This window comes from Pseudomonas sp. FP1762, from assembly GCF_030687105.1.
In the GTDB taxonomy this organism is placed as follows: Bacteria; Pseudomonadota; Gammaproteobacteria; order Pseudomonadales; family Pseudomonadaceae; genus Aquipseudomonas; species Aquipseudomonas siliginis.
This window is the reverse complement of record NZ_CP117458.1, coordinates 2,595,828-2,618,340: the sequence shown is the minus strand read 5'-3', so window position 1 is coordinate 2,618,340 and position 22,513 is coordinate 2,595,828. Positions and strand designations below refer to the sequence as shown.

General features: G+C 60.5%; 17 protein-coding genes and 1 pseudogene. 13 read left to right on the top strand and 5 right to left on the bottom strand.

Translation table 11 applies throughout. The features are described from left to right. Positions 1-3: 3 nt before the first annotated feature. The gene (locus PSH90_RS11585; protein ID WP_305382821.1) at positions 4-1,791 is read right to left on the bottom strand and encodes a thiamine pyrophosphate-requiring protein; all 1,788 of its coding nucleotides are present in this window, start codon (positions 1,789-1,791) and stop codon (positions 4-6) included. Between the two features lie 181 nt (positions 1,792-1,972). Here PSH90_RS11585 and PSH90_RS11580 point away from each other — a divergent pair. The 4 genes and pseudogenes from PSH90_RS11580 (at position 1,973) to PSH90_RS11560 (ending at position 7,309) form a co-directional block, all read left to right on the top strand. Beyond that, positions 1,973-2,477, top strand: a pseudogene (locus PSH90_RS11580) (cupin). 232 nt (positions 2,478-2,709) lie between these two features. Then, on the top strand, positions 2,710-3,549 hold the full coding sequence (gene yghU / locus PSH90_RS11575; protein ID WP_305382820.1) for a glutathione-dependent disulfide-bond oxidoreductase: 840 nt from the start codon (positions 2,710-2,712) through the stop codon (positions 3,547-3,549). Between the two features lie 270 nt (positions 3,550-3,819). Further along, a complete protein-coding gene (locus PSH90_RS11565; protein WP_305382819.1) occupies positions 3,820-5,988 on the top strand; it encodes a TonB-dependent siderophore receptor in 2,169 nt (722 codons plus the stop codon). Positions 5,989-6,115: 127 nt separating this feature from the next. Continuing rightward, a complete protein-coding gene (locus PSH90_RS11560) occupies positions 6,116-7,309 on the top strand; it encodes a GAF domain-containing sensor histidine kinase (protein WP_305382817.1) in 1,194 nt (397 codons plus the stop codon). An 8-nt stretch (positions 7,310-7,317) separates the two neighbouring features. Here the strand turns inward: PSH90_RS11560 and PSH90_RS11555 are convergent, their stop codons facing one another. Further along, positions 7,318-8,250: an AraC family transcriptional regulator gene (locus tag PSH90_RS11555; protein WP_305382815.1), complete on the bottom strand. Its 933-nt coding sequence runs from the start codon at positions 8,248-8,250 to the stop codon at positions 7,318-7,320. Positions 8,251-8,791: 541 nt separating this feature from the next. Between PSH90_RS11555 and PSH90_RS11550 the strand changes: the two genes are divergently transcribed. The 4 genes from PSH90_RS11550 (at position 8,792) to PSH90_RS11535 (ending at position 12,713) form a co-directional block, all read left to right on the top strand. Further along, a complete protein-coding gene (locus PSH90_RS11550) occupies positions 8,792-10,141 on the top strand; it encodes an MFS transporter (protein ID WP_056785134.1) in 1,350 nt (449 codons plus the stop codon). Positions 10,142-10,239: 98 nt separating this feature from the next. After that, positions 10,240-10,932 carry a fumarylacetoacetate hydrolase family protein gene (locus PSH90_RS11545; protein ID WP_305382813.1) on the top strand — a complete coding sequence of 231 codons (693 nt, stop codon included), beginning with the start codon at positions 10,240-10,242 and terminating at the stop codon, positions 10,930-10,932. Positions 10,933-10,966: 34 nt separating this feature from the next. Beyond that, entirely contained in the window at positions 10,967-11,725 is a 759-nt protein-coding gene (locus tag PSH90_RS11540; RefSeq protein ID WP_305382812.1) for an SDR family oxidoreductase, read from the top strand. A gap of 31 nt (positions 11,726-11,756) precedes the next feature. Continuing rightward, positions 11,757-12,713 (top strand): 2-hydroxyacid dehydrogenase, encoded by a 957-nt coding sequence (locus tag PSH90_RS11535; RefSeq protein ID WP_305382811.1) that lies wholly within the window; start codon positions 11,757-11,759, stop codon positions 12,711-12,713. A gap of 887 nt (positions 12,714-13,600) precedes the next feature. Here PSH90_RS11535 and PSH90_RS11530 read toward each other — a convergent pair. Continuing rightward, positions 13,601-13,942, bottom strand: coding sequence for a hypothetical protein (locus PSH90_RS11530; RefSeq protein ID WP_041480431.1), 342 nt, complete (start codon positions 13,940-13,942; stop codon positions 13,601-13,603). 85 nt (positions 13,943-14,027) lie between these two features. Next, the gene (locus PSH90_RS11525; protein WP_305382809.1) at positions 14,028-14,669 is read right to left on the bottom strand and encodes an ATPase; all 642 of its coding nucleotides are present in this window, start codon (positions 14,667-14,669) and stop codon (positions 14,028-14,030) included. 167 nt (positions 14,670-14,836) lie between these two features. Between PSH90_RS11525 and PSH90_RS11520 the strand changes: the two genes are divergently transcribed. The 4 genes from PSH90_RS11520 (at position 14,837) to PSH90_RS11505 (ending at position 17,528) form a co-directional block, all read left to right on the top strand. Continuing rightward, positions 14,837-15,085, top strand: a complete 249-nt coding sequence (locus tag PSH90_RS11520; RefSeq protein WP_056785124.1) for a hypothetical protein — start codon at positions 14,837-14,839, stop codon at positions 15,083-15,085. 105 nt (positions 15,086-15,190) lie between these two features. Beyond that, on the top strand, positions 15,191-16,348 hold the full coding sequence (locus PSH90_RS11515; protein WP_305382808.1) for a GGDEF domain-containing protein: 1,158 nt from the start codon (positions 15,191-15,193) through the stop codon (positions 16,346-16,348). An 8-nt stretch (positions 16,349-16,356) separates the two neighbouring features. Then, complete coding sequence (locus PSH90_RS11510) at positions 16,357-16,872, top strand: PaaI family thioesterase (RefSeq protein ID WP_305382807.1); 516 nt, start codon at positions 16,357-16,359, stop codon at positions 16,870-16,872. Between the two features lie 32 nt (positions 16,873-16,904). Continuing rightward, positions 16,905-17,528, top strand: coding sequence for a hypothetical protein (locus PSH90_RS11505; protein WP_305382806.1), 624 nt, complete (start codon positions 16,905-16,907; stop codon positions 17,526-17,528). On the opposite strand, the gene PSH90_RS11500 is transcribed toward PSH90_RS11505, so the two are convergent. Continuing rightward, positions 17,477-19,681, bottom strand: a complete 2,205-nt coding sequence (locus PSH90_RS11500; protein ID WP_305382805.1) for an OsmC domain/YcaO domain-containing protein — start codon at positions 19,679-19,681, stop codon at positions 17,477-17,479. The two genes, PSH90_RS11505 and PSH90_RS11500, sit on opposite strands and share 52 nt — an antisense overlap. Positions 19,682-19,901: 220 nt before the next feature. On the opposite strand from PSH90_RS11500, the gene PSH90_RS11495 reads away from it, so the two are divergent. Next, entirely contained in the window at positions 19,902-22,511 is a 2,610-nt protein-coding gene (locus tag PSH90_RS11495) for an EAL domain-containing protein (RefSeq protein WP_305382804.1), read from the top strand. The last annotated feature ends 2 nt before the right edge of the window (positions 22,512-22,513 follow it).

Sequence of the window (22,513 nt, the reverse complement as noted above, 5' to 3'; positions counted from 1 at the left end):
CCGTCATTTCTTCCCGGGCAACACGGCGCCGAGCACCTGCTTGGCGGTCTGCACAATCACCCCGGCTTCATCCGGATCGCCCTTTAGCAGGGTCGTGGCGAATTTCTTCGCTTGCTCAAGCTTGATGTGCGGCGGCAACGGCGGCACGTTCGGGTCGGTCTTGAACTCGATCAGCACCGGCACTTCCGAGGCGAGTGCCTGTTCCCACGCAGCGGCGACCTCTTCTTCACGATCAACAAAAATGCCCTTGAGGCCAATGGAGATCGCGAACAGGTGATACGGCACATCGGGAATGCTCTGCGACGCTTCGAACTTCGGATCGCCCTCCATCACCCGCTGCTCCCAGGTAACCTGGTTGAGATCCTCGTTGTTGAACACCGCGCAGATCCATTTCGGGCTGTGCCATTGCCGCCAGTATTTGGCGACGGTGATCAGCTCGGCCATGTTGTTCATCTGCATCGCGCCATCGCCGACCAGGGCAATGACCGGGCGTTCCGGGTAGGCAAATTTCGCCGCGATCGCATACGGCACCGCCGCGCCCATCGAGGCCAGGCCACCGGACAACGAGCATTTCATGCCGCGACGGATTTTCAGGTCACGGGCGAACCAGTTGGCGCAGGAGCCGGAGTCGCTAGTGATGATTGCCTGCTCGGGCAAGCGCGGTGACAACTCGTAGACCACTCGTTGCGGGTTGACCGGATCGGCTTTGGCCATGGCGCGTTTTTCCAGAGTTTTCTCCCAACTCCCGCGCCAGCCTTCGATCTTCTTGCGCCATTTGTTCGAAGTCTTCTGTTCCAGCAGCGGCAGCAACGCGGCGAGGGTTTCTGCAGAGTCGCCGACCAGATTGACCTCCATCGGATAACGCAGGCTGAGCATGTCCGGCTGCAAGTCGATCTGCACGCCGCGCGCCTGGCCTTCCTTGGGCAGAAACTCGGAATACGGGAAGCCCGAACCGATCATCAGCAAGGTGTCGCACTCGCTCATCAGCTTGTAGCTGGGCTCGGTGCCGAGCAGGCCGATGCTGCCGGTGACCCACTGCAAGTCATCGGGGAGTGCCGCTTTGCCCAGCAAGGCTTTAGCGACACCGGCACCGAGTTTTTCTGCCACGGCGATGACCAGGTCGGTCGCCTCCAGCGCACCGGCACCGACCAGAATCGCGACTTTCTCGCCACTGTTCAGTACCTCGGCGGCGCGTTGCAGATCGGCGGCATAAGGAACGACTTTCGGCTTGCTGTAGCCGACGCCGGAATGCGCGGTGCCATGGGCGCGCGCCGGTTGTTCGTAAGGCAGATCCTGCAAGTCATTGGGCAGAATCAGCGCGGTGACGCGGCGCTCGCCGACCGCAGTGCGCACCGCGCGATCAAGCAGATGGCGCACTTGCGATGGCGCCGAAGCCTGCTGCACAAACGCACCGGCGACATCCTTGAACATCGACACCAGATCCAGCTCCTGCTGGTAGTGACTGCCCAGCGCCGTGCGCGCCTGCTGACCGACAATGGCCAGCACCGGCATGTGATCCATGCGCGCGTCGTAGAGGCCGGTGATCAGGTGCGAAGCGCCGGGGCCGGAAGTAGCGATGCACACGCCCAGCTCGCCGGTGAACTTGGCGTGGGCCGAGGCCATGAACGCGGCCATTTCTTCATGCCGCGCCTGGACAAATTCGATTTTGCCTTTGGCCCGGCTCATGGCGCCGAACACGCCGTTGATGCCATCCCCCGGATAACCAAAAATCCGCGTCACGCCCCATTCGCTGAGCCGCTCAACCAGAAAATCACCAACTGTCATCGTCATCTTGACCCTCGCCATTTACCGCTGCATGGACATGTAAGGGTCTGGACAGCCCAGTGCGCGATGAAGTTTCGCTGGATTGCACGGGCATGGGCTCAGGCACCTTGTTTGCGCGGCAATGATTTTTTGAGGCGATTGCCCTGCGCTGCGGTCGACTGATAAATCGAGCGAAGGAGGATTGACCATGACTGAAGTGCAAACCCTGCTGCTTCAACGCAATGACTGGGTGCCGAACAATCCGCGTCTGCCAGTGCTGATCTACCGCAGCGCGATTGCCGTTGAAGGCGACGATCCGGCGGCACGCTTCGAGCAGACGTTCGGCGCCAATGGCTGGCCGGCGCAATGGCGCTACGGCATTTATGACTATCACCACTATCACACTGAAGGCCACGAAGTGCTTGGCGTGGCGGCCGGTCAGGCACGGTTGATGTTGGGCGGGCCTGACGGCCAAGCCGTCGACGTCAGCGCCGGGGGATGTGCTGTTGCTGCCTGCCGGAACCGGGCACTGCAATCTGGGATCGAGTGAGGATTTTCTAGTGGTGGGTGCTTATCCGCCGGGGCAGCAGGCGGATATTTGCCGGGCCGCGCCGAGTGATGCGCAGTTGGCGCGGATTGCGGGGCTGGCGTTTCCTGAGACAGATCCGGTGCAGGGAGTCGGGGGTGCGGTTGGGCGGTATTGGAGCCATTAGGCGCGGCGACCCTGCCGACGCTTTCGCGAGCAGGCTCGCTCCCACGGGAGATTTGTGCCTGACTCCGAACCTGTGGGAGCTGGCTTGCCAGCGATTGCGGTGGGTCAGCCAATATTGATGCTGGATGTGCCGCCGTCATCGCTGGCAAGCCAGCTCCCACAAGGTAGTGTTCTCAATCCTTTCGAGATACGGTGTCTACCTGTTCTCTCCCAGCATCGACGAGGTCCGTTTCATGAGCAATGCGTCTTACGTTCCGCCCAAGGTCTGGAAACACGAAGCCCCGTCCGGCGGCCACTTCGCCAGCATCAACCGGCCGATCGCCGGGCCGACCCACGACAAGGAACTGCCGGTCGGCAAGCATCCGTTGCAGCTGTATTCGCTGGCCACGCCCAACGGCGTCAAGGTCACCATCATGCTCGAAGAGTTGCTCGCACTCGGGCACAGCGAGGCCGAATACGATGCGTGGCTGATCCGCATTGGCGAAGGCGATCAGTTCTCCAGCGGCTTTGTCGAGGTCAACCCGAACTCGAAAATCCCGGCGCTGCTGGACCGCAGCGTCGAGCCGCCGATCCGGGTGTTCGAGTCCGGCTCGATCCTGCTGTATCTCGCGGAAAAGTTCGGCGCCTTGCTGCCCAAGGATCCGGCCGGTCGCACCGAAACCCTCAACTGGCTGTTCTGGCAAATGGGCTCGGCGCCGTACCTGGGCGGCGGTTTCGGGCATTTCTACGCGTATGCGCCGGAGAAGCTCGAATACCCGATCAACCGCTTCACCATGGAAGCCAAACGGCAGCTGGATGTGCTCAACCGCCGTCTCGCCGACAACGCCTATCTGTCCGGCGACGATTACACCATCGCCGACATTGCCGTGTGGCCCTGGTACGGGCAACTGGTGCGCAACAACGTTTACTCGGCGGCGGAATTTCTCGCCGCGCACGAGTACATCCATGTGCAGCGCTGGGCGGAAGAAATCGCCAAGCGGCCAGCGGTCATCCGTGGGCAGCGAGTGAATCGCACCTGGGGTGATGAAGACAGTCAGGTGCCGGAGCGGCATGAGGCGAAGGATCTGGACTGATTTCAAAAAAACCGCATAACCCTGTGGGAGCGAGCCTGCTCGCGAAAGCGTCGTATCAGACAACGCATCTGTTGAATGACACACCGCCTTCGCGAGCAGGCCCGCTCCCACATTTGTTTGCGGAAGCCATCAAACCCAATTGTGAAAAAATCATTAACTAACTGACTCGTACGGGTTTATTCCCCCGGAAACTTCCGACATACTAATGCGAATAATTCTTACATTCACTCGCATTAGTTTCGTTTGGGTAAATCTTGGGGAAGCAGATAGATGTCGTTTCACACCATTCACCGCCGCTCGAACCTTTCACCTAACCTCCTCGCACTCGCCATCGGCATGGCCAGCATCGCTCCTGCGTTGGCTGAAGAAACCGCAGCCACTGCGCCAGCCAATGGCCCGCTGGAACTGCAAGCGACCGAAATCGGCGCTACGCAGATGAGCAGCACCACCGAAGACACGCAGTCCTACACCACCGGCCCGATGCAGACCGCGACCAAGCTGTCGCTGACCATGCGCGAAACGCCGCAGGCGGTGACGGTGATCACTCGCCAGCGCATGGACGACCAGAACATGACCAGCGTCAACGACGTGGTGCGCGGTACGCCGGGGCTGTTCCTCAGCGAGGCCAGCGGCCCGGGCCGGCAGACTTACAAGGCGCGCGGTTTCGACATCGACAACATCATGTACGACGGCCTGCCCAGCTCGTATTCGCCGTACACCCTGGCGGTGCAACCGAACCTGGCGATGTTCGACCGGGTGGAAATCGTCCGTGGCGCGACCGGCCTGGTGACCGGTGCCGGCAACCCGTCGGCGGCGATCAACATGGTCCGCAAGCGTCCAACCGCTGATCAGCGCGTAACCCTCACCGGCGCCGCCGGCAGCTGGGATGACTACCGTGGCGAAGTCGATGCCTCCAGCCCGCTGAACGAAAGCGGCACCCTGCGTGGCCGGGTAGTGACGTCGTATCAGGGCGCGGACAGTTTCCGCGACAAGGAAGAAAACGATCACGGCCTGTTCTACGCCATCGGTGAAGCCGACCTTAGCGACAGCACCACGGCGACCCTCGGTTTTTCCCGGCAGAACGACCAGACCAACTATTTCTGGGGCGGCCTGCCGATCGGCGAAAACGGCCACCACCTCGACCTGCCCCGCTCCACCTACCCGGGCACCGATTGGGAAAACCGCAAGCTGCAGGTCGACACCGTGTTCGGTGAAGTCGAACACCGTTTCGCCAATGACTGGAAACTGCACCTCGGCGGCTCGACTTCGACAACCGAAGGCGAATTCTCCGGCACGTACCTGTCGCGTTACGACGGCCCGCTGGAAACCACCGCCTACCAATCGCACCACACCGACAAGCAACGCGCCTTCGACGGTTTCGCCAGCGGCCCGTTCGAAGCGTTCGGCCGCACTCACGAACTGGTGGTCGGCGCCAGCAACCGCGTGTACGACGCCACCACCAAGGAATACTCGCCCTACGACACCGGTCTGCCGATCGCCGCGCCCAAGCCTGACTTCGTCCGCAGTGGCAAGTCGCGTAACGTCACCACCCAGGACGCGGTTTACCTGACCACGCGCTTGAGCCTGGCCGACCCGCTGACGTTGATCCTCGGCAGCCGCCTAGACTGGTATGACTACGACGATCGCAGTGCCGACGGTGACTTCAAGGTCACGCGCAACCTGACCCGTTACGCCGGCCTGATCTACAAACTCGATGACCATCACTCGGTCTACGCCAGCTACACCGATATCTTCACCCCGCAAACCCAGAAGGACCTCGGCGGCAAAGTGCTCGAGCCGATCGTCGGTGAAAACTACGAAGTCGGAATCAAGGGCGAATATTTCGACGGCGCGCTGAACGGCAGCGTGGCGGTGTTCCAGATGGACCAGACCAACCGCGCCACCCAGGCGGCGACCCAGCTCGGCTGCCCGGAACTGACCTGCTACGAAACCTCCGGCAAGGTTCGCGCCCAAGGCGTGGACATGGAACTGCAAGGTGCGCTGACCGAGCAATGGCAAGTCGGCGCCGGCTACACCTACACCCGCGCCCACTACATCAAGGACGAAAACCCGGCCAACAATAACCAGAAATTCGACACTGACATGCCGGAGCACCTGTTCAAGGTCTCCACCGTGTACCGCTTCAAAGGCCCGCTGGAAAAACTGCGCGTGGGCGGCAACGTCTACTGGCAGAGCCGCATGTACAACGACATCGCTCTGGCCAATGGCGGCAGCTATCGTCTAGAACAGGGCGGCTACGCGGTCACCGACCTGATGGCCGGTTATGAGGTCAACAAGCACCTCGACCTGCAGGTCAACGCCAACAACATCTTTGACCGCAAGTACTATTCCTCCATCGGCACCGACGTGACCTGGGGCTCGACCGATAACTACGGCACCCCGCGCAGCTACATGATGACGGCCAAGTACAAGTTCTGAGGCGATAGCGCTCAGCAAGCACCACACAGAGCGCCGGGAGTTTTCCCGGCGCCCTTTTTTGCAGGTTCATTAGGCATGTCCGGCGTTTACCGATAGTCTCTGGCGACACTTTCGCGAAGCGCCGGCCATGCCCCAGACAGATTTCTCCTCCGACCTCGAAGCCATCGGCAGCATTGACGCCGTGCCGGTGATCCTGAGCATGGTCAAGCACATCACCGGTATGCGCTTCGCCGCCGTAGCGCGGGTCACCGAGAGCAAGTGGATCGCCTGCGCCGTGGATGATTCGATTGACTTCGGCCTGTTGCCCGGCGGCGAACTGGTACTGGAATCGACGATTTGTCATGAGATTCGTCAGCACCATCAGCCGGTGATCTTCGGCCATGCCAGCCAGCACCCAGTTTTCTCCACGCACCACACGCCGAAAACCTATGGTCTGGAAAGCTACATTTCCATTCCGATCATCAAGGCCAATGGCGAGTTTTTCGGCACGCTGTGCGCCATTGATTCGGTGCCGGCGAACCTCGCCGACCCAGCCATCGAAAAGACCCTCACGCTCTTCGCCCAACTGATTGCGATGAGCCTGGATACCCAAGGCCATTTGCACGCGACCAAAACCGCGCTGGCCGATGCCAACGAAATGGGCCGTCTGCGCGAGCAATTCATCGCCGTACTGGGCCATGACTTGCGCACGCCACTCAGTGCCATCCGCATGAGTGCAGATCTGCTGGAAAGCAAAGTCGAGGACAAGCGCTCGCGCACGCTACTGTCGGCGATTCGCACCAGCTCGGTGCGCATGGGCGTGCTGATCGAAAACATCCTCGACTTCGCCCGGGGTCGGCTCGGCAGTGGCATCCCGGTGCAGCGCAAACTGGTCGATGACTTGCAGCAAACGCTGCGCCAGACCCTTGAAGAAATCCAGGTGGCGTATCCGCAGGCGAAGTTTATCGATTCGCTGGAGGTGCCTGCCGGGGTCTATTGCGACCCGCTGCGGATCAGCCAGTTGTTATCGAATCTGCTGGGCAACGCCGTAACTCACGGTTCCATTGCCGAGCCGATCTTGCTCAAGGCGTTTGCCGAGGGCGACGAGATCGTCATTTCGCTGACCAACCAGGGCACGCCGATCCCGCCTGCGCTGATGCCGCTGCTGTTCGAACCGTTTTCCCGTTCCGAAGCAGGCCAGCGTCATGAAGGGTTGGGACTGGGCTTGTACATCGCCGGGCAGATTGCCAATGCGCACAACGGCACCTTGAGCGTGACATCCGACCGTGAAACGGGCACCTGTTTTGTCGCGCGCTTCCCTGCCCGCTTCAAGTGGGTCTGAGCGCCGCTCTAAGTATTCAGTGGCGTCTGCGGCGTGTCCGGGTTGAGCTGGCGGCGGCGGAACTGCCCCGGTGGCTGGCCATGAATCTGGCGAAACCGCCGGGAGAAATAGGCCTCATCGGCGAACCCGCACAACCGCGCCACTTCGCCCACCGAGCGCGTACTGTTGAGGAGGAAGTTGCGCGCCGCGTGCATGCGCCGCTCCAGCACCAGCTCGGTGAACGTCTTGCCGATCTCCTTGCGCAGCCAGTGCGTCAGGTAGGTCGGCGACAGATAGGTCGCAGCGGCGACTTTGATCAGGTTGAGATCAGGATCGGCGATGTTCTTCCGCAAGTATTCGAACATCCGGCTCAAAGCGTCGCGACGGCTGTTCTCGGCGGCATTCTCTTCCGCCAGGCGCTTGAGCGGCTCGGCATAGAGAAAACACACGCTGCCGATCATCTGCAGCAACAAGCCCTTGAGCATTTCCCGCGTGCCGAACTGACGGTTCTCATCGAGTGCGCGCATCTGTTCGATCAGGCCGCAGACCTGAGCGAAATCCTCATCGCCCAAAATGAAATCCAGATGCTCCTGAAAGCGGAACGGTGACAGTTCAGGCGCGAGCAGGATTGACACCTCTTCCAGATCCATCGGGTCGCACTGTAGATGCGGCAAGAGGAACGTCTGGGAAAAATTGATGACGATGAAATTGCTGTCTGCGGGATGCGGAATCACATGCACGCGGTGCGGCAGGATGAACGCCAGAGTGTTGCGCGGGAACGGCCGCTGCACGCTGCCGATGTGCTGCACGGTGTCGCCACCGAGGTTGATCTGGATCTGGAAATACTCATGCCGGTGAGGCGCGGTTTCGGCGCGCCGACCCTTTTTGTCGCGAATGTAGAAATCGGTCAATTCGCTGCGTTGCTGCATGACGTAGGTCGGGATACGGCTGAGTGAAGACATGGGCGGGAGGTCCTCCGGGCAGTGAGGTGGCGCCTGTCATCTTGCAGGGTTGGGCGGTGGGCGGCAATGAGTCATACGATGACGCCGGCTTTTTTGAAAGAAGCCTCGCGATGAGCCTGTCCAAAAACCGCATTACTGTGAAAATACAGATAGTCCTTATTTTTCAGTTATTTATGATTTAAACCTGATCTTTATTCTCAAGACAAATCGTATTTATCTTTTTGGACACGTTCGCCAAACCCACTTTCTTCAAGAAAAAACGTTCTAACCCATCGGTTGATTTAGAACCGTTGTACGACCACTGTAATGACCAACGCAGCCCAACCTCTTTCAAAAACAATCAAAGGTGCGCACGTCATGATCCTGCTATTTCCCCTCGCCGCCCCGCCCGACCTCCCCTTGAAACCAATTGCACAAAGACGTTCCTGAACGTCTGAAACCCAGGCTGCAACCCGTTCGATTGCCTTGCCCCACACGTTGCGGGCAACGGCATCGGCTGCTCGAAAAATCTCGACTCTTCTAACAATAACGAGGTCTCCGCATGTCCAACTCCCATTCTTCCAGTGCCACGGTGCCGCCGGTGATTGCCGGTGCACGCGATGCCGTTTCGGCGCAGCGCCTGCCTACCCGGCGGCGCTGGTTCATGCTGTCGCTGCTGCTGATCGCGACGATCATCAATTACATCGACCGGGTGAACATCTCGATCGCCGCGCCGTTCATGGCCAAGGACCTGGGCCTGGACAAGATCGAAATGGGCCTGATCTTTTCCGCCTTCGCCTGGACCTATGCGCTGGCACTGGTGCCGGCCGGCTTCATCGCTGATCGGTTTGGCTCGCGCTTTACCTACGGCGTTTCGCTGATCAGTTGGTCGACCGTCACCGTTTGCCAGGGTTTCGCCACGGGGTTTGCCTCGCTGTTCGGCCTGCGCCTGGCGGTCGGCGCCATGGAAGCCCCGGCTTTTCCGGCCAACAGCCGCGCGGTGACGGTGTGGTTCCCGGCGCGGGAACGCGGGATGGCCAGCAGCATTTACGTGTGCGGTCAGTACCTCGGCACGGCGCTGTTCACCGGCGCGCTGCTGTGGCTGGCGACCACCTTTGACTGGCGCCACGTGTTCTACAGCACCGGCGCACTCGGCATCGTCTTCGGTGTGCTGTGGCTGTACCTGTATCGCGATCCGCTGAACTGCAAGAAGGTCAGCCAGGAAGAATTGAAGTACATCGAAACCGGCGGCGGCCTGGTCAAGAGCAGCCAGGAACGCACCCGCTTCAACTGGCGGCAGATCGCCGAGCTGTTCAGCTACCGGCAGATCTGGGCGATCTGCATCGGCAAATTCGCCAGCACCTCGGCGCTGTACTTCTTCCTCACCTGGTTCCCGACCTACCTGATCGAAGAACGCAAACTGACCATGATCAAGGCCGGGATCTTCGCCGTGCTGCCCTTCGTCGGTGCGACGGTGGGGATTCTGCTGGCCGGCATCGTTTCCGACCTGCTGATCCGTCGCGGCTACTCGATGTCGTTTGCGCGCAAGTTGCCGCTGGTGGTCGGTTCGATGCTGGGCATGTCGATCGTGCTGGTGAATTTCACTGACTCCAACCTGATCTGCATCGCCGTGCTGACCATCGCCTTCTTCGCCCAAGGCATCGCGTCCTCGTCGTGGGCGGCGGTGTCGGAAGTCGCGCCGAAAGAGCTGATCGGCCTCACCGGCGGCATTACCAGCCTGGCGGCGAATATCGGCGGCATCGTCACGCCGATCGTGATCGGCGCCATCGTCCACGCCACCGGCACCTTCGCCTATGCCTTCTGGTTTATTGGCGGCGTGGCGTTGATCGGCACCCTCTCCTACTCGTTACTGCTCGGGCGCCTGTATCGCATCGAGCTGAAGGTGCGCTGAGGCAAGAACCCGGATTTGTCCAAACGCAGGCGGCTTTCGTCCAACTTCGCCGACGCCAGCCGCCGTACGCTGCCCTTTCAAACAGGATGACCCGCAGGATGAACATGACTGAATACGTCTTTACCCCGGATCTGCCCGTGACTTTGCCGGTACTCGGCACCGAGCAGCGCTTCCCCGTTGGCCGGGTGTTCTGTGTCGGCCGCAACTACCCATGGCCGGACACTCAAGGCCAGTCGCGCCAGCCGCCAGTGTTTTTCATGAAACCGGCAAGCTGCGTGGTCGACGCCGTCGGCGACATCGCCTTCCCCTCAGTGTGCGAGGACTTCGTTCACGAAATCGAACTGGTCGTAGCCATCGGTGAAGGCGGCGCGAATATCCCTGAAGATCAGGCTCTGGCCTACGTGTGGGGCTACGCCGCCGGCCTCGACCTGACCCGCCGCGATGTGCAACGCGCAGCCAAGAGCAACGGCTTGCCGTGGGAAGGCGCCAAGGTGTTCGACGGCGCCGCGCCGATGACTGCCGTCGTCCCGGTGAGCCGCAGCGGCCATCCCGAGGGCGAGTTGTGGCTGAACGTCAACGGCGAAGAACGCCAGCGCGACAATCTCGACAGCCAGATCTGGTCGGTCAGTGAAGTAATCGCGCGCATCTCGCAATCCGTGGCCCTGCGCGCCGGCGACCTGATCATGACCGGCAGCCCCGCCGGCGTTGACAGCCTGCAACCGGGCGACGTGATCAGCGCTGGCATAGACGGCATCGGCCACCTGGAAATGCGCGTCGGCCCACGGCCCTGATTCCAGCGGATTGAGAAAAAAGGAGAACAACACTATGACGACCCCTTTGAAAGTTGCGCTGGTGACCGGCGCTGGCAGTGGCATCGGCCGCGCCGTGGCGCTGGGCCTGATGGCCGACGGCTTCACCCTCGTGCTCGCCGGTCGCCGGCCCGAGCCCTTGCAAGCGCTGGTCGAACTGGCGTTGAGCCAGGGTCACCAAGCACTGGCGGTACCCACCGACGTGCGTGATCCGGCCAGTGTCGATGTGCTGTTCGCGACCATTGCCGAGGTCTACGGGCGCCTCGATGTGGTCTTCAACAACGCCGGCGTCAACGCCCCCGCCGTGCCGCTGGACGAGCTGACCTTCGAGCAGTGGCGCAACGTGATCGACACCAACCTCAACGGTGTCTTTCTCTGCGCTCGCGGCGCCTTCGGGCTGATGCGCAAACAACAACCACAGGGCGGACGAATCATCAACAACGGTTCGATCTCGGCACACACACCGCGCCCGCTCAGCAGCGCCTACACCGCGAGCAAACACGCGGTGCTCGGCCTGACCAAATCCCTGGCGCTGGACGGCCGTGAATTCAACATCGCCTGCAGCCAGATCGACATCGGCAATGCCCTGACGGAAATGTCGGTGCGCATGACCAAAGGCGTGCGCCAGGCCAATGGCAGCATCGCCGTCGAGCCGATGGTCGACGTCAAACACGTCGCCGATGCAGTGCGCTACATCGCCGGCCTGCCGCTGTCAGCCAACGTCCTGAACATGACCGTCATGGCCAGCGCCATGCCGTTTGCCGGCCGCGGTTGAGCCGGCCTTTTTATTGCGTAACGAGGTAGCCATGAAGCCAGAAATCCTGCAACTGAGCCCGATCCTGATCCCGGAAATCAACGCGCGTCTCGACGAACTGTTCACCGTACGCCGCTACTTCCAGCAAACGGACAAACCCGCCTACATAAAGGAACACGGCGCCAACATTCGCGGCGTCATCACCGGCGGCCACACCGGCATCAGCCAGGCGCTGATGGCGCAACTGCCGAAACTGGAAGTCGTCGCGGTCAACGGCGTCGGCACCGACGCCGTCGATCTGGCCTACGCCCGCGATCGCGGCATCCGCGTCACCGCCACCATCGGCGCCCTCACCGAAGACGTCGCCGACCTCGCCATCGGCCTGCTCATCTCGGTCTGCCGGGGCCTGTGCACCAGCGACCGCTACGTGCGCTCCGGCCAATGGCCACAAAGCCCAACCCCACTCGCCCCGCTGCCCTTGGCCCGACAAGTCTCCGGCATGCGCATCGGCATCGTCGGCATGGGCCGCGTCGGCCGCGCCATCGCCACCCGCGCCGCCGCCTTCGGCTGCCCGATCAGCTACACCGACCTGCAACCGATGAGCGACGTCCCCCACACCTTCGTCGCCGACCTCAAACAACTGGCCCGCGACAGCGACGCCCTGATCCTCGCCGCCGCGGCGGACAAGGGCGAAGCGATCATCGACGCGCAAGTGCTGCAAGCGCTGGGCAAGGACGGTTATCTGATCAACGTCGCCCGGGGCAAACTGGTGAATGAGAAGGCTCTGGTTGCCGCGCTTGCGGCTGGCGAGATTGCCGGGGCTGGGCTGGATGTGTTTGTCGATGAACCGAATGTGCCGGAAGCGTTGTTTGCTAATGAACAGGTGGTGCTGCAACCGCATCGGGCCAGCGCAACATTGCAGACTCGCACGCGGATGGGGGAAATGGTGGTGGCGAGTCTGGTTGATACGTTTGCGGGGAAAGTGCCGGTTGGGTGTGTGACGGGGTAAATGGTTGTTTGGGATAGGCTGCAGATTGCGTTGAGTCAGTGAAACCCAGCCCCCTCACCCCAGCCCTCTCCCCCCAGGGGGCGAGGGGGAAAGGGAGCCGATCTTCGTTGAATTCAAGAACGAGCTCGACGCAGAGTCTCAGGTCGGCGCATCTTCGACAAACACCTCGACCAAGTCCCCTCTCCCTCTGGGAGAGGGTTAGGGTGAGGGCCGTCCCTGGAGAAACCGGATCGCAAGACAAAACAACACTCCCCAATCATCATCGTGTTGCCTGATACACAGCCATCGCGAGCAGGCTCACTCCTACAGTTTTGATCGGATGCATTCAGTGAGAAAACGGTCGGCTGTCAGGCCGCCTTCGCGAGCAAGCTCGCTCCCACAGAAAAGCGAAAGCAAAAGCAGACCCCACCGCTTTTCACCACTCAATACAATGAGCGCAAGCTCGAGTGGCTCTTGATCTTGGAGCCCGTCGGCAGGCTGAGTGGAGGGATTGATCCGGGTGTGGGAGCGCAGCGACCGTCTGGCGCAGCCAGACACAGCGGAAGGAGGTGCAGCGAAGCAAACCGGAGCCGCTGCGCCCGGATCGATCCCGGAGCGAAGGAACCCCGAGCCCCAGCGAGCGGGCCGAACGTCAGGGCGCAGCCTTTTGGTTACTTTTTGCTGGGCCGGCATTCCGGCGTTTGAAAAAGTGACCCGCTGTAAGAGCGGAACCGTAATCAGCCACACCCGCAGAAACGGATATACACCCAAAACCCGAAGAGCATGGTCGGCCCAAAGGCCGCCAAGTCCAAAAAAAAGCCCCACAACCGAAAACCAGTGTGGGGCGAAAAAATTGGTTGGTTGCGGCCAACCAAAGGAGCTCTGTCAAAACCCGTCAAGCGCTCAGATCAAATGCACTCCTGAGCCGCCCGCTCAAAACTCGAAGGCAACAAATTCGACGCCAGCAAATGCCGCTCATAAATGAACACCTTGCCACCCTTCCCCGCCTTGTACGCCTCCAGCACGTTGTCCGCCGACACCTTGCTCGGCACCACAATCCGATAACTGCGCTGACTCTGCGAAACCGTCGGATTCAACGCACTGCCCTGCAACTTCGGCACCACGCAATCGGCGTACTGCGCCGGCGTCTTGCTGGTCTGCAAGGTCAGGGTCGGATCGTTCGGCGCCGAAGCACAACCGCCGAGCAACAGGGAAACAAAAGCCATGGCTGGCACGAATAAAGGACGCATGGAGTAAATCCTGAAAATAAAGGTTCGGTTCAACCGGCAACAGTTCGACTTCACGGCGCCGCCGTTGCCATTTACGTTTTAAGAATCAGCTCGACGCCACCAGGGCCTTGAGCGACACATCGAATTGCTTCAGCGCGTTGAGTTGCAGGTCACGCTGCTGATTGATCTGCGCGGCGATTTGCGGCGCCGCCTGGTTGTGCACCCACACCGAAGGCAATTCTTGCTCGATCGCCCCCTCGGCCTTGCCGATGTACTGCAGATCGGCGTCGTAGAACCGTGCAGAGAAGCGCGCCTCGACCAGGCTGTTGCGCTGAGTCAGCAAGCGGTTGAAGGTATCGAGCTTGACCACCACATCCGGATGGGCCTGAAGCAGCACATCCAGATTGTCGTAAACGGTCACCGAGACGAACTGTCGCCGCAGCGAACTCACCAGCCAGTCGAGGGCCAGTTCTGGGTCGGAGCTGCCGACAAAGGCGTCGCGGATTCGCGAGTCCAGTGCGTCTTTGGCGCCGTTCAGCGCCATGTCGTGGTAACGCTCCAGGTATTGCAGGTTCTGCAAGGTGTTTTCGCTCAACAACACACCCACGGTCTGCGTGTGCTGCAGGGCCGAGGCGCTGGCGGCGATGGGTTGCAGGTGACACGACCGGGCGTCGTCTGCGTAAGCCGGTGCGGTAACTACCCCGCCCATCAGCAGGGCGATCATTGCCAGTCGAGTCAGAATGTTCATCGCGCAATTTCCTTGAGCTGCGTCTTCGATGGAGGCGATTTTCCGCCGATCGCCGCCAAAGCAGAACTTGCGTTTCTTGATGGTCACTATTACTTCCAGCAATAGTTGCGTGTCGCGCAGACTGATGCACACTGGATACATCCAAGAAAAATGATGAGGGTCTCGCCTTGAGAACGTTCGATCTGATCCGTGACGCCGTGCTGCCCGAATATCGCGACCGCGTAGCCGAATACCTGGTGCAGTACGAAAGCGTCCTGCTGGACAAAAACACCCGCGATGCGCAATTGATCCGCGATACCGCCCAGCAACTGCGCGGTTATCTGCGCGGCCTCAATACCACGCGGGTGCTGGGCATGGCCTATTGGGAAGAGCTCGATCGCCGCGTGGTAGACACCTGGCTAAGCCCGCAAGAGTGACCGCTGAAGCGCCAGTGGTCTGCCCGGCAACGCGCCCCCTGCGAAAAACCTGACCAAACGCTTACAATCGCAGGCCTATTGCCATACAGACAGGCCTGCCCGGAAATGCCGCTCGACCCGCCAACGATGCTGACCATCACGATCGCCCTCGCAGCCGCTGCCGCGCTGTACCTGGCGGTCGAGTGGCGCAGCATCCGTGAGCCTTCGCTACTGTTCTGGAGCGCCGGTTTCGCCACCATCACCATCGGTTCCACCCTCGCTCTGCTACGCAGCAGCGGCTTTCTGCTGCTGGGCATCTGGTTCGCCAACGGCCTGCTGGTGACCGCGCATTTCTTTTTCCTGCTCGGTGTGGCGCGCTTCACCCAGACCCGACTATCGCCGGCGTGGTACCTGATTTTCGCAACCTGGCTGATCATGTTGACGTTGCCGGACGGGCCGCTGTGGTCCAAGGCCATGCTGGTAGCCAACTCGCTGCTGGTGGCGATCCCGACGCTCAAGGCCAGTTCGCTGCTGCGCCCGCACGGCAAGTCGTTGAGCGTTGGCGCGGTGCAATTGCGTTATGTGCTGCTTGGCCACGGCATCTTTTATGTGGCCAAGGCCCTGACCGTGGTGATCCCCGGCACACTGATCGATCTGGCGGCATTTCGCGGCGAGATCATTCAGATCTCGCTGGTCGAAGGCGCGATGGCGATCATGTTGATCGCCCTGTCGATGACCGGCACCGAGCGTTATCGCCGGGAAAAGCAGATCGCCCGCCTCGCCGAGCGCGATCCGCTCACGGCCCTCTACAACCGCCGCGCCTTGGAAAAGCGTACGCCACGCCTGCTGGCCGGCGTATCCGCGCAAAGACCGGGTGCGTTGCTGTTGATCGATATCGACAACTTCAAACTGGTCAACGACCAGTACGGGCATATCGCCGGCGACCGCTTGCTGATTGCCTTGAGCGAAATGATCCGTGCCCAGCTTCCGGCCAATGCGTTGACGGCGCGGCTGGGTGGCGATGAGTTTCTGATGCTGCTCAACAACGCGTCAGCCGAAGCTATCCTTGAACTGGGCAACGCCTTGCGCGAACAGTTTCTGGCCTTGGCGTCGCACACCTATCCCACGTCCGCTGCGGTGACTTTGAGCATCGGCGCCACCCTGTTCGACAAACCGCCGGCCAGTCTCGCGGCGCTGATCGAACTTGGCGATGCCGCGCTCTATGAGTCCAAACGCGGCGGCCGCAACCGCTTGCGCCTGTCCGGCCTCGCCACTCCAGGATGAAACCCGCCATGTCCAGCCACGACACCCCGCTGCAAGACCTCGCCGCCCCCGAAGGCGTTTGTTACGGCTGCGGCGGCCGCAATCCGCAAGGCCTGCACGTGAAAAGTCGGTGGGATGAGGATGGCCACCACGTCATCGCCGAGCATCTGCCCGAAGCTCAATACTGCGGCTGGCCGGATCTGGTTTACGGCGGGCTGATTGCCATGCTCGTCGACTGTCACTCCAACTGGACCGCCATGGCCTGGCACTACCGCGCAGAAAACCGCGAAGCCGGCAGCCTGCCGCGCATCGACTGCGTGACTGGCAACCTCGGGATCAAATTCATCAAACCCACACCGATGGGCGTGCCGCTGCTCTTGCGCGCGCGAGTCGAAGGTGAAGTCGGGCGCAAGACCCGGGTGATTTGCGAGGTGTATGCCGGGGAAGTGCTCACGGCGGTGGGTGATTCGGTGTTTGTGCGGGTGGATACGGGGCAGTTGGCGGATGCAGCGCATGGCCGCAAAAGCCAAAGCCCCTCACCCTAGCCCTCTCCCAAAGGGAGAGGGAACTGACCGAGGTGCTTGGTGCAGATACGCCGACCTGGGAAACCGAGCCGAACTCAAATCTTGAAAAAACCCCCACCCTAGCCCTCTCCCAGAGGGAGAGAGAACTGACCGAGGTGCTTGGTGCAGATACGCCGACCTGGGAAACCGAGTCGAACTCAAATCTTGAAAAAACCCTCACCCTAACCCTCTCCCAGAGGGAGAGGGGATTGACCGAGGTGTTTGGTGGAAATAGGCCGACCTGGGAAACCGAGTCGAACTCAAATCTTGAAAAAACCCTCACCCTAGCCCTCTCCCAAAGGGAGAGGGAATTGACCGAGGTGTCTGGTGGAAATACGCCGACCTGGGAAACCGAGTCGAACTCAAATCTTGAAAAAACCCTCACCCTAGCCCTCTCCCAAAGGGAGAGGGAATTGACCGAGGTGTCTGGTGGAAATACGCCGACCTGGGAAACCGAGTCGAACACAAATTCTGAAAAGCTTGAAAATCGGCTCCCTCTCCCTCGGGAGAGGGCTGGGGTGAGGGGCTGCGGTTCAAGCCACGCAGCCACACTCGAGCCGAAAGCGAAACGTTCTGAGCCAGCTCTTCAACGCGACAAAGCCGCCACACCACCCCGCGCCGCGTGCAGCTTTTTATAGCTTTCGATCAAGCGCAAATGCCGATCCAGCCCTTCCAGCTTCATGCTCGTCGGCGTCAAACCGTAAAAACGCACACTGCCATTCACCGAACCAATCGCAGCATCCATACGCTCGTCACCAAACATCCGACGGAAGTTGGCCTCGTAGTCTTCCAGCTCGAGATCCTCGTCCAGCTCCATCTCCAGCACCACATTCACTGCCTGATAGAACAAGCCGCGCTCTACGGTGTTGTCGTTGTATTGCAGGAACGCCTCAACCAGATCCTTCGCCTCGTCAAACTTCTGCAGCGCGAGGTAGATCAGCAGGCGCAGTTCCAGAATCGTCAGCTTGCCCCACGGCGTGTTGTCATCGAACTCAATGCCGATCAGCGTGGTGATATCGGTGTAGTCATCCTGCTCGCTGCGCTCCAGGCCTTGGACCAGATTGCGCAGGCCAACCTTGCTGAGGTTGTGCAGATTGAGGATGTCGGCACGGAATTGCAGGGCTTTGTTGGTGTTGTCCCAGATCAGGTCTTCGATCGGGTAGATCTCCGAGTAATCCGGCACGAGGATGCGGCAGGCCTTGGCGCCGATGTGCTCGTAGACCGCCATGTAGACTTCCTTGCCCATGTCTTCGAGGATGCCGAACAGGGTCGCGGCTTCTTCGGCGTTGGAGTTTTCGCCTTGGCCTGAGAAGTCCCATTCGACGAATTCGAAATCTGGTTTGGCGCTGAAGAAGCGCCACGACACCACACCGCTGGAATCGATGAAGTGCTCCACAAAGTTGTTCGGTTCGGTCACTGCCTGCCCCGAGAACGTCGGCTGCGGCAAGTCATTGAGGCCTTCGAAGCTGCGGCCCTGGAGCAGTTCGGTCAGGCTGCGTTCCAGCGCGACTTCCAGGCTCGGGTGCGCGCCGAAGGAAGCGAAGACGCCGCCAGTGCGCGGATTCATCAGGGTCACGCACATCACCGGGAATTCACCGCCCAGCGAGGCGTCCTTGACCAGCACAGGGAAGCCCTGCTCTTCAAGGCCTTTGATGCCGGCGAGGATGCTCGGGTATTTTTCCAGTACCTCTTGCGGTACATCCGGCAGGGCCATTTCGCCTTCGAGAATTTCGCGTTTGACTGCGCGCTCGAAAATTTCCGAAAGGCACTGCACCTGCGCTTCGGCCAAGGTGTTGCCGGCGCTCATGCCGTTGCTCAGGTAGAGGTTTTCGATCAGGTTCGACGGGAAGTACACCACTTCACCGTCCGACTGGCGCACGAACGGCAGCGAGCAGATGCCGCGCTGCGTGTTGCCGGAGTTGGTGTCGTACAGGTGCGAGCCGCGCAGTTCGCCGTCGCGGTTGTAAATGCCAAGGGTGTAGTCGTCGAGAATCTCGCTTGGCAATTCGTCTTTCGGACCCGGCTTGAACCACTTCTCGTCCGGATAATGGACGAATTCGGCATTGGCGATGTCTTCGCCCCAGAACTGGTCGTTATAGAAGAAGTTGCAATTGAGGCGCTCGATGAACTCGCCCAGCGCCGACGCCAGTGCGCCTTCCTTGGTCGCGCCCTTGCCGTTGGTGAAGCACATCGGCGAATGCGCATCGCGGATATGCAGCGACCAGACGTTGGGCACGATGTTGCGCCACGAGGCGATTTCGATCTTCATGCCGAGGTCGGCGAGGATCTTCGACATGTTGGCAATGGTCTGTTCCAGCGGCAGGTCCTTGCCGGCGATGTAGGTGCCCGCCTGGGAATCGGACTGCGGCATCAACAAGGCCTGGGCATCGGCGTCGAGGTTGTCGACTTCTTCGATGATGAACTCAGGGCCGGTCTGCACCACTTTCTTCACGGTGCAACGGTCGATGGAACGGAGGATGCCCTGGCGATCCTTGTCCGAGATGTCGGCGGGCAATTCGACCTGGATCTTGAAGATCTGGTTGTAGCGGTTTTCCGGGTCGACGATGTTGTTCTGCGACAGGCGAATGTTCTCTGTCGGAATATTGCGGGTGTCGCAGTACAGCTTGACGAAGTAAGCCGCGCACAAGGCCGACGACGCCAGGAAGTAGTCGAACGGCCCCGGTGCCGAACCATCACCCTTGTAGCGAATTGGCTGATCGGCGATCACCGTGAAGTCGTCGAACTTGGCTTCAAGTCGAAGGTTGTCGAGAAAGTTGACCTTGATTTCCATGCGGGATTACCAGAATACGGCTAAACGAATGGCGGCCATTATCCGGTTTTTGTGCGGGAAGTCTCGCCCTTTCGGGATTCGCCGCTGGCCGGCGGTTCTGGAAATTCCAACGGATTCGCTACACTTTGAAAAAATCCAGGCGATACCAATAACAACAATCTGAACATTGTGCGCTCGCCATTGTTCTAGATTCAGAAGACACCGGATCAAGGACGAGCACATGGCCGTTATTCTCCCTGCGCAGCCAATCCCCACCCCGCAACGCGCCGTGACCCGGCGCCTGGCCATCGCCGTTGGCGCACTGTTTGTCGCAGGTGTCATTGCCGCGATCAGCACCTTGCTTGGCATTGCCAATACCCTCGACGCGAAGGATCTGGAACAGAACCAGTTCTATTCCGTGCGCGCCGTGGAAAACCGCATCACCGCGTCGAAAAACTACATCACCAGTTACGCCTACTGGACCCGCGCCTATGAGGCCTTGAGCGGGCCGATCGACGTCGATTGGGCCTATACCGAACAGAACATGGGCAAGACACTGTTCACCAGCGACGGCTACGACGGCGTGTTCGTCCTCGATCGCAATCGCACCAAGTACGCGGTGATTCGCGGGCAGATGGTTGAAACCGACGTATCCAGCGTACTGCAAGCGCCCGCCTCGGCGTTGGTCGAGCAGGTGCTGAGTCAGCCTGACCTGACCAAGCCGATCAGTAGCTATTCATTGTTCGAAGGCTGGCCGGCGTTGATCACCGCTGCCGCGATCATTCCCAACGACGAGCGCCCGCTGGATGAACTGAGAAACACCTCGGTGCTGGTGTTCGTCGACAAGCTGACCCCGACCAAACTGCGCAAAATCGGCAGCGGTTATGGCCTGACGAACCTGACCCTGGTCCCGGACGACACCATTGAAAAAGGCCATCCAAGCGTGCCGCTCGACAGCACCGGGTACAGCCTGGTCGCCGACCTGCAACGGCCCGGTCAGCAATTGTTGTGGACGCTGGTGCCGCCGCTCGGCGCGACGTTTCTGGTGCTGATGCTGCTGACGGCATACTTTTTCCGCCACGCCCTGCGCTCTTCGCAATACGTCGACAACAGTATCCATGCGATGCAGGCGTCGAATCAGGCCCTTGAAGCCGCCAATCATGCGCTCGAAGCCAGTGAAGAACGCTTTCGCGCCGTGGCCGAAGCGGCGTCGGACTGGATCTGGGAAGTTGATGATCAGTTGGCGCTGACCTATCTGTCGGCGCGCTTCAGCGAAGTCACCGGCTACCCGCAAGCCCTGTGGCTGGGCCAGGACATCGGCGAATTACTGACTTGCGACACCACGCCACTGGAGCTGTGGCTGCGCAAACTCAGCGAAGAAAACAGCGCCGGCGATTTGCGCTGCACTTATCGCGATCACTCCGGGCAGCCACGCCACTGCCGGCTCTCGGCGCGGCCGATTTTCGACAAGGACAGCGTCGTCGGCTATCGCGGTACTGCCAGCGATATCACCGACGAAGTCGCCGCCCATGCGCAGATCCAGCACCTGTCGATGCATGACGCCCTGACCGGTCTGCCCAACCGCAACAAACTGGCGCGTTATCTGGATGAAGTACTGATATTGAAAGAACACTCGCCACCGCTGTCGCTGCTGATGATCGATCTGGACAACTTCAAACCGATCAACGATTCCCTCGGCCATCCTGCCGGTGACGCGGTACTCCAGGAAGTCGCCACGCGTCTGCGCGAATGCACCCGCGAGCACGACCTCGTCGCCCGCCTCGGTGGTGATGAATTCGTCGTGGTGCTCAATGGCATGGACAGCCATAACGAGATCGACAAATTCTGCACACGGCTGATCGGCAGCCTGCATCAGCCGATCCTCTACGAACAGCATCCACTGCATATCGGTGCCAGTGTCGGCATCGCCCTGAGTCGTCGGCACGGTTTCGTCGCCAGCGATCTGATCCGCTACGCCGACATCGCTCTGTATCAGGCCAAGTCCGACGGCAAGAACACCTGGTGCTATTTCGAAGCGCACATGAGCGACCAGATCCAGACGCGCCGGCAAATGGAAGATGACCTGCGCCATGCGCTCAAGCACAACGAATTCGTCCTGCACTATCAGCCGCGCTACAAGGTCGATGGCAAACACATCGTTTCGGTGGAAGCGCTGGTGCGCTGGCAGCATCCGACCCAAGGGTTGCTCGGACCGGACGTGTTCATTCCGCTGGCCGAGCAGACCGACCTGATCGTCCCGCTGGGCCGCTGGGTGCTGCGCGAAGCCTGCGAAACCGCGCTGGAATGGCCCCATGACATTCTGCTGTCGGTCAACCTCTCGCCTGCGCAGTTCGCCCTCAGCGATGTCGTCGAGGATGTTCGTGAAGTGCTGGTGGATACGCGTTTCCCGGCCAGCCGTCTGGAGCTGGAGATCACCGAAAACGTGATGCTCAACGACACCGACGGCGCGCTGACCACCATGAATCAGCTCAAAGAGCTCGGCGTGCGTCTGAACATGGACGACTTCGGCACCGGCTATTCGTCGCTCGGTTATCTGCGCGCCTATCCGTTCGACGGAATCAAGATCGACAAACGCTTCATCGCCTCAATCAGCAGCGGCACCAACGACCGTGCCGTGGTGCAAGCGATCATCGGTCTGGGCAAAGCTATGGGGCTGACGGTGACGGCCGAAGGCGTCGAGACCGAGGAGCAACTGGCGATTCTCGGCAAGGATCAATGCAACGAGGTGCAGGGTTATTTCATGAGTCGGCCGATCGACAAGGCGGCTTTTGCTGATCTGCTACGAGCCTCGCGACTGTCGCTGGTGAGCAAAAAAGGTCGGGTAACGTGAAT